This window comes from Sphingopyxis sp. (assembly GCF_016463645.1).
In the GTDB taxonomy this organism is placed as follows: Bacteria; Pseudomonadota; Alphaproteobacteria; order Sphingomonadales; family Sphingomonadaceae; genus Sphingopyxis.
Genome location: NZ_JAEMQX010000134.1, coordinates 1 through 9,106 on the forward strand (window position 1 = coordinate 1; position 9,106 = coordinate 9,106).

Below are 9,106 nucleotides of genomic sequence, written 5' to 3' on the forward strand. Positions count from 1 at the left end.
ACACCAGTGCCTTGGCTTCGTCGTCCATCGTGCCGGTGACGTCGCTCGGCTGGAGGAGCATTTCGGTATGCGCGGCGCCCGACGGGATCATCGGGAAGCAGTTGGCGAGCTGCGCGACGCGGCAGTCGACGATCACCGGGCCGGGGGTCTCGATCATCTTCCTGATGCCGTCCTCGAGCTGACCCAGATTGTCGATGCGCAGGCCCGTCCAGCCATAGGCATCGGCGAGCTTCACGAAATCGGGCAGACTGTCCGAATAGCTGTTCGAATAGCGGCTTTCATAGGTCAGCTCCTGCCACTGGCGGACCATCCCCATCCACTCATTGTTGAGGATGAAGATCTTCACCGGCAGGCGGTACTGGCTGACCGTGCCCATTTCCTGGATGTTCATCTGCAGGCTGGCTTCGCCCGCGATGCAGATGACGAGGCGGTCGGGATGCGCGATCTGCGCGCCGACCGAGGCGGGGAAGCCATAGCCCATCGTGCCGAGGCCGCCGCTGGTGAGCCAGCGGTTGGGGGCCGAAAAGCCGAAATGCTGCGCCGCCCACATCTGGTGCTGGCCGACCTCGGTCGTGATGATCGGGTCGAGCCCGCGCGTCGCGTCGAACAGCGCCTTGACCGCGCGCTGCGGCATGATGTCGGCGGCCGGATCCTTCTTTTCGGGGAAGTCGAGGCAGCGCGTCGCGCGCCAGCCGTCGATGCGGCGCCACCATTCGCCGAGGTCGCGCGCCGTGTGGCCCTTCGCCTGCCAGCCCGCGATCAGTGCATCGAGCGCGCGGCCGGCGTCGCCGACGATCGCCAGGTCGACGGGGATGATCTTGTTGATCGAGCTGCGGTCGATGTCGATGTGGATTTTCTTCGAATCGGGCGAAAAGGCGTCGAGACGTCCCGTCACGCGGTCGTCGAAGCGCGCGCCGACCGCGATGATCAGGTCGGCACGGTTCATCGCCATGTTCGATTCATAGGTGCCGTGCATGCCGAGCATGCCGAGCCATTTGTCGTCGTCCGACGGGAAGGCGCCGAGGCCCATCAGGGTCGAGGTGACCGGCGCCCCGGTGAGCGCGACGAGCTGGCGCAGCGCCGCGCTCGCATCGGGACCGGCGTTGATCACACCGCCGCCGGTGTAGAAGATCGGGCGTTCGGCCGCGGCGATCATCTCGATGGCCCGGGCGATCGCGTCGGCGTCGGGTTCGACCTGCGGGCGGTAGCTGTTGTGCAGGATCTTTTCGGGCACGACATAGTCACCCGTCGCCACCTGCACATTCTTGGGGATGTCGATCACCACCGGGCCGGGGCGGCCGTGGGTGGCGATATGGAACGCCTCGTGCAGGATCGGGCCGAGGCGGTCGGGGTCCATCACGAGATAATTATGCTTGGTGCAGTGGCGCGTGATGCCGACCGTGTCGCATTCCTGGAAGGCGTCGGTGCCGATCAGCGCCGTCGAGACCTGCCCGGTGAGCACCACCATCGGGATAGAGTCGAGCAAGGCGTCGGTGATGCCGGTGACGGCGTTGGTCGCGCCGGGCCCCGAGGTGACGAGCACGACGCCGGGCTTGCCGGTCGAGCGCGCATAGCCCTCCGCCGCGTGGGTCGCCGCCTGCTCGTGGCGTACGAGCACATGCTTGATCGTCGGATGGTTGAAGAGCGCATCATAGATGGGAAGGACCGCACCGCCCGGATAGCCGAACACCGTGTCGACCCCGAGGTCGACCAGCGCCTGAACCACCATGTCGGCACCACTCATTTCCGTCACGACGAAACTCCTTTCCTTGTCACCGCCGACCTTCGGCGGACGCAACTTGTGCGCTGCAACAGTCGGCGGGCAATAGGTGCATGATTCTATCCTGTCAACATTCTATCACGTAATATTATTGCTAAATTGTTGACAGAATCGATGTTTAATGATTCTTCATGGCGAGGCCAATCGGCGGGCGGCTGGTGCCGGAACCATGTATACTGGCGCTTTGCATATTGGCGGGTCGCGGCCTGCGCCTGTTCGAGCGCTTCGCTGCGGCCGGTTTCGCCGCGGAGGAAAGCTGCGATCTGCGGCACGCCGATCGCGCGCATCGCGGGAAGGTCGGGGTCGAGGCCGCGCGCGAGCAGCGCTTCGACCTCCTCCACCGCGCCCGCGTCGAACATCCGGACGAGGCGGCGATCGCAGCGCTCGCGGAGCCAGTCGCGCGGAGGGAGCAGGATGAGCGGGGCGAGCGCGATGTCGCCGGCGATGCCGCCCTCGCGCGCCTCCTGCCATTCGGCCAATGTCCGCCCGGTCGAACGCACAACTTCGAGCGCGCGCGCGACGCGCGTGGTGTCGGCGGGGTTGAGGCGCGCGGCCGCCCCGGCATCGGCCTCGGCGAGCGCCGCGTGCGCGTCGTCGACCGAAAGCGCGCGGACTTCCTCGCGGACGGCCGGGTCGATCGCGGGCACCGGCGCGATGCCGTTCAGGAGGGTGCGGAGATAGAGGCCGGTGCCGCCGACGAGGATCGGAACCTCGCCCGCCGCGTGCGCGCCTGCGATGACGGCTCGGGCTTCGCCCGCCCAGCGCGCGGCGTTATACGCCTCCGCGCCGTCGACGTGGCCGAAGAGGCGGTGCGGCACGCCGCCCGTCTCCCCGACAGTCGGCCGCGCCGAGAGGATGGCGAGGTCGGCGTAGACCTGACTCGCGTCGGCATTGACGACGATCGCTTCGGGGCCTGTCCCGGCAAGGGATTTTGCGAGCGCGACCGCCAAAGCGCTCTTGCCGCTGGCGGTGGGTCCGGCGATAAGTGCCACGGGCAGCCGCGCATTGGCGGTCGAGAAAGAAGGAGATGCCATGTTCGTCGCGACGCTGATAGCAGCCGGAAAGCTGACCGACGAGGTGGTTCGCGAAGGCATAGACCGGCTGGCGGCGACGGGGCACGACGTCGGGGCGCCGCACTGGCTCGACGAGCATGATGCGGCGGATATCGTATTCCAGGGCAGTCTGGTCAGCGCGCGCAAGGAACTGGCGCAGATGGACCATGGCGCGCTTGACATCGTCGTCCAGCCGCTGGGCGACCGCACGAAAAAGCTGATCATCGCCGATATGGATTCGACGATGATCACCGTCGAATGCATCGACGAGCTCGCCGATTATGCCGGGTTGAAGCCGCAGATCGCGGCGATCACCGAGCGCGCGATGCGTGGCGAACTCGATTTCCGCGCGGCGCTGGAAGAACGCGTCGGGCTGCTCGCGGGAATGCCCGAATCGACGCTGGTCGATTGCCGGATGGAACGGGTGAAGCTGACGCGCGGCGCGCGCACTCTGGTGCAGACGATGAAGGCGCATGGAGCGTTTTCGATCCTGATCTCGGGCGGATTCATGCCCTTTGCCGGGCCGGTGGGCGAGGCGGTCGGGTTCGACAGGATCGTCGCCAACGAGCTGGAAATCCGGGACGGCAAGCTCACGGGCAAGGTGATCGAGCCGATCGTCGACAGCTCGGCGAAGCTCGAGACGCTGAAGGCCGAGGCGGCGCGGCACGGCCTGCCGCTCGCCGAGACGCTGGCGGTCGGCGACGGTGCGAACGATATTCCGATGATCACGAGCGCGGGGCTGGGGATCGGCTATTATCCGCACCCCGCGGCGGGCGAGGCGGCGGCGGCGGTGATCCGCCATCACGACCTGACCGCGCTCTTGTGGGCGCAGGGCTATTCGCGGCGGCAGTGGGTGATGGGGTAGGAGCTGCGGCCGCTAGCGACCGGAAGCTGCCCGATCAATCATCGTCACCCCGGACTTGACCCGGGGTCCCGCTTGAAATCGAAACCTGCTCTTCCGCCATAAGAAGCGGGATCCCGGGTCAAGCCCGGGATGACGAAGCGGGGTGGCTTGCCGCCCGCTTTCCACCCCAATGCCGACGTAGGGGTGACGACCGGGCGGCGGCGCCCTATCGTGTCGGAAGGAGGATCGCATGGCCAGACACCGCATCTATTCGATCAGCGTCGCGAGCGTGTATCCGCATTATATCGCGAAGGCCGAGAAGAAGGGACGGACCAAGGCCGAGGTCGACGAGATTTTCCGCTGGCTGACGGGCTATGATCAGAAGCAGCTCGAGGCCGGGCTGGCGAAGGGGACGAATTTCGAGGACTTCTTTGCGCACGCCCCCGCGCCCAACCCGGCGCGCGGGCTGATTACCGGCCTGATCTGCGGTATCCGGGTCGAGAATATCGAGGACCCGCTGATGAAGGAAATCCGCTATCTCGACAAGCTGATCGACGAACTCGCCAAGGGGAAGGCGATGGCGAAGATATTGCGAAGCCCGACCGGATAATCCTGTATGTTGACGACGTTATCATTGCCAGCATTCGCACGGCATCCATATTGACGACGTAAACATTGAGGCGATCTATCGGGCTTCCGAGGCCGTGATTTCTGTCGACAGCCACTCGCGGAAGCGCTGCATCGCGTCGCTTTCGGGGCGCGACATCAGGCGGGTGAGCCAGTAGCGGCCGGCGTCGACGGCCAGCGCGAACGGCTGGACGAGCAGTTCGGCGGCGAGCTCGCGGGCGAACATCGACGGCGGGGCGAGCGCGACACCCTGACCCGCGGCGGCAGCGGTCGCCATCAGCGCCGAACTGTCGAACATCGGACCGCGCAGGACGGGAGCGGCAACGCCCGCGGCGCCGAACCAGAGCGCCCATTCGTCGGCGCGGTACGAGCGAAGCAGGCGTTCGGACAGGAGGTCGGCGGGAGCCCGGAGGCGCTGCGCGGTCGCGGGGGCGCAGAGCGGCGCCAGCGGCGCGGCGAGCAAAGGCTCGGCATGGGTGCCGTGCCAGGCACCGTCGCCGAAGCGGATCGCATAGTCGAGCGCCTCGCCGGCGAGGTCGACGCGATTGTTGTTGGTCGAGATGCGGAGGTCGATCGCGGGAAAGGCGCGCGCGAAGGCGCCCAGGCGCGGGAGCAGCCAGCCGGTCGCGAAGGTGCCGACGACGCCGACCTTGAGCGCCTCGCGGAAACGGCCGCCCGCATATTGATCGAGCGTCGCGGCGACGCGGTCGAACGCCTCGGCGACGACGGGGACGAGCGCATGCCCCTCGTCGGTGAGCGCGAGACCGCGCGGCAGGCGGTGGAAGAGGCGTGTGCCGAGGCGGCGTTCGAGCTGCGCGACCTGATGGCTGACCGCCCCCTGACTGACGTGAAGCTCGATACCGGCGCGGGTGAAGTTGAGGTGGCGCGCCGCGGCCTCGAAAGCGCGGAGGGCATTGAGGGGAAGCTGGGCGCGGTCCATGGCCAATCATTAATAATTCTCATGGCTTTGTCGAGAAATGATGCTTTGTCGCGGGACGGGCGGATTGGCATTCCGGCGACGAAGGGAGACGAATATGATTGCCATGATGACGATCGCCGCCTGGCTGGCGGGCGTGAACCATATACCGCTGCCGATCGTCGGGGCGGCGCATGCAGGGGTGGTTGCGGGCGGGGCCGTGCCCGAGGGCGACGACCCGCTGACGCGGCCGATTGCGGCGTCGCGTGCCGCAGAATGGCTGGCTCCCGCCGAGCCCGAAAAGATTTTCGGGACGAGCTATCTTGTCGGCTTTGGCGGGATGAGCGTCGCGCTGATCGATACGGGCGACGGGCTGGTGCTGGTCGACGGCGCGCTGCCGCAGGGCGCGCCGGCGATCCTCGCCAATGTCCGCAAGCTCGGGTTCGACCTCGAAGACATCAAATTTATTCTGAGTACCGAGCCGCATTTCGACCATGCCGGCGGGCTCGCCGCGCTGGCGCGCGATACCGGCGCGACGGTGGTGGCGAGCGCGCGCGGGGCCGAGGGATTGCGGTCGGGCCGGCACGCGGCGGACGATCCGCAGCTTGCCTATGGCGGGAGCTGGCCCGCGGTGAGCCGGGTGCGCGTGATCGGCGACGGCGAGGTGCTGAAGCTCGGCAGGACATCGATCGCCGCGGTGGCGACGCCGGGGCATACGATGGGCAGCATGAGCTGGCGCTGGCAGGCGTGCGAGGGCGCGGCGTGCAAGACGATCGTCTTCGCCGCGAGCCTCAACCCCGTGTCGGCCGAGGGCTATCGCTTTACGTCGAAGGCTGGCGCGCCGTTCGTGAAGGCGTTTGAAGAGAGCTATCGCAAGATGGATGCGACGGCGTGCGACGTGCTGATTTCGGCGCATCCCGACAATGCGGGGCCGGGGCGGTATAACGACAGGCCGGGGGCGTGCCGCGCCTATACCGACCGTTCGCGCGGGCTGCTCGAAAAGCGGCTGGCGACGGAGCGCGCGGAGGCGAAATAGGCTTTAATCGCGTTGCTTTCCAAGCTTGTAAGCTCCCGCAATCGCGCTAGTCTGGCGGCGCGTTTGCGGGGGGGGGCATGATGTTCGGTGCGGCGTTGCTCTTTGCTCTTTTACCCGCCGCGACCGTACCGCCGACGGCGCCGCAGCCGATGCCCGCGGCACCTGCTGCACCGGTGCTGCAGCAGATGCTGACATGGACCCCGGGCGAGGTGCGCTGCGACGGGATCGGGGTCGAAAGCCCCGGGATGTTGCGCCCGCTGGCCGAAATGACGCGGCGCAAGGCGGGGCAGGTCGAAAGCATCGCCTATCGCTTTGCGATCGACGGGACGGGGCGCACGCGATCGATCGCCCGCGACGCGGGCGAAATGTCGGGATCCGGCGAGGACATCGGCCCCGCACTCGCCGCGAGCCGTTTTCCCGCGGGGACGCCGCGCGACAATTGCTCGATCGACTATGCGCCGAAGATCGAGGCGATCGGCAGCGCGCCGATCGCCGACCTTGCCGCCTATTCGATTTTCCCGACCGGCACGCGGCTGCCGAAGGAGGGCTGGGACCGCTTCGCCGCGCTCGGCAACTGTCGCGAGAAGCCGCGGCCGGCGCCGCTGCTGCGCGCGCACCCCGATTTTGCGAAGCTGGAGGCGACGCCGGGCGTGCGCGCCTGGTCGCTCGTCGCCTATGACACCGATGCGAAGGGACGGCCGACAGGCGTGCGGGTCGCGCACGGAACGGGCAATGGTGAACTCGACGCGGCGGCGATCAAGGCGGTGCGAAAGTCGCGCTTCACCGGCGGAGCACGGTCGGGGTGCCTCTATCCCTATTGGCGCGCGGCCGGCACGATCGCCGCGCCCGAACGCCCCGACGAGGTGCAATTGCGCCCCGCGAACGCGACCTGCCCGACGAAGGTCGAATGGACGACACGCCCGGCGACCCATTATCCCGCCGCCTATCGCAAGCGCGCGATCGAGGGGTGGGCGGTCGTTTCGTTCGACACCGCGCCGCAGGGCGAGATCCGCAATGTGAAGATAATCGCTGCGCAGCCGTCGGCGGATTTCGGCCGTCAGGCGATCGGCATCGTGCGGAGCGGACGTGTCGTGCCGTCGGCGCAGGGCGCGTCGGGCTGCGTCGAGGCGGTGAAATTCATGATGCCGGTCCGCGATCAGGCGGCCGATGACGCGGAACCCGTCACCGGCTGACGCGAGGCACCGGCTATCTGTCGACGACCAGACAGGCCTGTCCCTGCTTGCGCAGCGCGGCGCAGAAGCTTTCGGCCTCACCCTTGGTCGCGAAGCCACCGGCCTGCAGGCGGGTGAGCTTGCCGCTCTTGACCAGATAGGGCTGGCGGCCGGCGAAGACGGCGTTCCTCTTTTCGAGCGACGCCCAGAGGTTGCGGGCGTTCGCCTCGACCCCGAAGGCGCCGAGCTGCGCGCGCCAAGGGCTCGCGGCACCGCCGCTGTGGACGCGAACGGGTGCCGGTGTGGCGGCGGCTTTGACCGGAGAAGGTTTGGCCTCAGCGGGCTTGGCCGGTTCGGGCTTCGGCGGCAGCTTGCCGTTCTTGGGCGGCGGCGCGTAGGTGGTGCCCGGCTGGCCGGTCGCGGCGACGGCGTCGGCGGTCGCTTCTGCGGCGGCCGCAGCGGCGGCGCTCGCGACGGGCGAGGACGGTACGGCGACGCTGCGGATCGGTTCGGGCACCGGCTTCGGCGCGGACGGCGTGTCGATCACCGGCGGTGGCGTGTAGCTGGCGCCGGGCGTCGAGGCGGGAAGGCTGGCGACCTTGACCGGCGAGGCGGCCGCCACGGGCTTCGGCGCGGGCGGCGCGGCGGCGTTCACGGCGGCAAGGCGCGCCTGCTGTTCGCCGCGTTCGATTTCGGGAAGCATCGCAAGGCCGCGCTGGCGCTGTTCGAGCGGAATGAGATTGTCGAGCTGCGCGAGGCGCGCCGAGGCGATGCCGAGCCCGGCGTCGCTCGCGCGCTTCGTGAGGGCATAGGCGCGCGGCCAGTCCTGCGCGGCAAGATCGCCGTTGAAGTGCGCGGTGCCGAGGACATATTGCGCGCGCGGTTCGCCGCGCGCGGCCGACGACAGAATGAAGGGCATCGCTTCCTCGCGGCGGTTCGCGGTGAAGAGCACGAGCCCGAGATTGTCCTCGGCCTGGAGATGCCCCTGTTTCGCGGCGCGCCGATACCAGGCTTCGGCCTGCGTCAGGTCGGCGGGGACGCCGCGGCCAAGCTTGTACGCCTGCCCGAGGTTGAATTGCGCGTCGGCATCGCCCGCGAGCGCGAGCGGGCGCCATTCGGCGACCGCCGCCTGATAATTGCCGGCCTGCCATGCGTCGACGCCGTCCTTGACGTCGGCAAGGGCGGGCGCCGCCAGCATCGATGCCATCGCGAGCGGCAAGGCCAGCAGGGCGGCGGTGCGGAATGAACGCATCTTATTCTCCAATGACTTGCGTCGGTTCGGGTCCGTAAACCCGCCGGGTGCAGTCCCCGTGATCCCTATAGCGCCAATTGGCTAACACGGCGTTAGCGACAAAAGCGTACGCCCCGCAGTTGACCCGTTCCGGGACAAGTAGGCGTTGAGACCTCGTTTACCATAAGAGCGAGGAAGTCGTTCACCCTCTTTTTATCATCGTTAACCCAATTTTAGCGCCCCGCATGGCATCCCTTCGCCGAATTCTGGATTTCCGAGGGGGTAACGCAGTGCGCGTATTGGCATTGGCTTCACAGAAAGGCGGGTCGGGCAAGACGACGCTGTCGGGGCACCTGGCGGTGCAGGCGCAGCTCGCGGGCGCCGGCCCGGTCGTTCTGATCGACATCGATCCGCAGGGCTCGCTCGCCGACTGGTGGAACGAGCGCGA

At 67.9% G+C, this 9,106-nt stretch carries 9 protein-coding genes; 5 read left to right on the forward strand and 4 right to left on the reverse strand.

Annotated features, from left to right (window positions below):
* Positions 1-1,753, reverse strand: a 1,753-nt coding sequence (gene ilvB, locus JHC57_RS18890) for a biosynthetic-type acetolactate synthase large subunit (RefSeq protein ID WP_294032013.1), incomplete at its 3' end; no start/stop codon positions are given.
* Positions 1,754-1,839: 86 nt separating this feature from the next.
* Positions 1,840-2,814 carry a tRNA (adenosine(37)-N6)-dimethylallyltransferase MiaA gene (gene miaA / locus JHC57_RS18895; protein ID WP_294032014.1) on the reverse strand — a complete coding sequence of 325 codons (975 nt, stop codon included), beginning with the start codon at positions 2,812-2,814 and terminating at the stop codon, positions 1,840-1,842.
* On the opposite strand from miaA, the gene serB reads away from it, so the two are divergent.
* Positions 2,813-3,697 carry a phosphoserine phosphatase SerB gene (gene serB / locus JHC57_RS18900; protein ID WP_294032016.1) on the forward strand — a complete coding sequence of 295 codons (885 nt, stop codon included), beginning with the start codon at positions 2,813-2,815 and terminating at the stop codon, positions 3,695-3,697. The two genes, miaA and serB, sit on opposite strands and share 2 nt — an antisense overlap.
* 229 nt (positions 3,698-3,926) lie before the next feature.
* Complete coding sequence (locus JHC57_RS18905) at positions 3,927-4,286, forward strand: DUF2200 domain-containing protein (protein WP_294032018.1); 360 nt, start codon at positions 3,927-3,929, stop codon at positions 4,284-4,286.
* A 75-nt stretch (positions 4,287-4,361) separates the two neighbouring features.
* Here the strand turns inward: JHC57_RS18905 and JHC57_RS18910 are convergent, their stop codons facing one another.
* Positions 4,362-5,243, reverse strand: a complete 882-nt coding sequence (locus JHC57_RS18910; protein WP_294032020.1) for a LysR family transcriptional regulator — start codon at positions 5,241-5,243, stop codon at positions 4,362-4,364.
* Between the two features lie 94 nt (positions 5,244-5,337).
* Between JHC57_RS18910 and bla the strand changes: the two genes are divergently transcribed.
* Positions 5,338-6,255 (forward strand): subclass B3 metallo-beta-lactamase, encoded by a 918-nt coding sequence (gene bla / locus JHC57_RS18915; RefSeq protein ID WP_294032022.1) that lies wholly within the window; start codon positions 5,338-5,340, stop codon positions 6,253-6,255.
* Positions 6,256-6,332: 77 nt separating this feature from the next.
* The gene (locus JHC57_RS18920; RefSeq protein ID WP_294032024.1) at positions 6,333-7,448 is read left to right on the forward strand and encodes a TonB family protein; all 1,116 of its coding nucleotides are present in this window, start codon (positions 6,333-6,335) and stop codon (positions 7,446-7,448) included.
* Positions 7,449-7,461: 13 nt separating this feature from the next.
* On the opposite strand, the gene JHC57_RS18925 is transcribed toward JHC57_RS18920, so the two are convergent.
* Positions 7,462-8,679: an SPOR domain-containing protein gene (locus JHC57_RS18925; protein WP_294032026.1), complete on the reverse strand. Its 1,218-nt coding sequence runs from the start codon at positions 8,677-8,679 to the stop codon at positions 7,462-7,464.
* Between the two features lie 269 nt (positions 8,680-8,948).
* On the opposite strand from JHC57_RS18925, the gene JHC57_RS18930 reads away from it, so the two are divergent.
* Positions 8,949-9,106: ParA family protein (locus JHC57_RS18930; RefSeq protein WP_294032028.1), on the forward strand; the 158-nt coding region annotated here is incomplete at its 3' end.

Excerpts from the sequence above, each read along its gene's own strand:
- serB (WP_294032016.1), top strand. The coding sequence starts at position 2,813 with ATGTTCGTCGCGACGCTGATAGCAGCCGGAAAGCTGACCGACGAGGTG.
- miaA (WP_294032014.1), bottom strand. The coding sequence starts at position 2,814 with ATGGCATCTCCTTCTTTCTCGACCGCCAATGCGCGGCTGCCCGTGGCA.
- JHC57_RS18905 (WP_294032018.1), top strand. The coding sequence starts at position 3,927 with ATGGCCAGACACCGCATCTATTCGATCAGCGTCGCGAGCGTGTATCCG.
- JHC57_RS18910 (WP_294032020.1), bottom strand. The coding sequence starts at position 5,243 with ATGGACCGCGCCCAGCTTCCCCTCAATGCCCTCCGCGCTTTCGAGGCC.
- bla (WP_294032022.1), top strand. The coding sequence starts at position 5,338 with ATGATTGCCATGATGACGATCGCCGCCTGGCTGGCGGGCGTGAACCAT.
- JHC57_RS18920 (WP_294032024.1), top strand. The coding sequence starts at position 6,333 with ATGATGTTCGGTGCGGCGTTGCTCTTTGCTCTTTTACCCGCCGCGACC.
- JHC57_RS18925 (WP_294032026.1), bottom strand. The coding sequence starts at position 8,679 with ATGCGTTCATTCCGCACCGCCGCCCTGCTGGCCTTGCCGCTCGCGATG.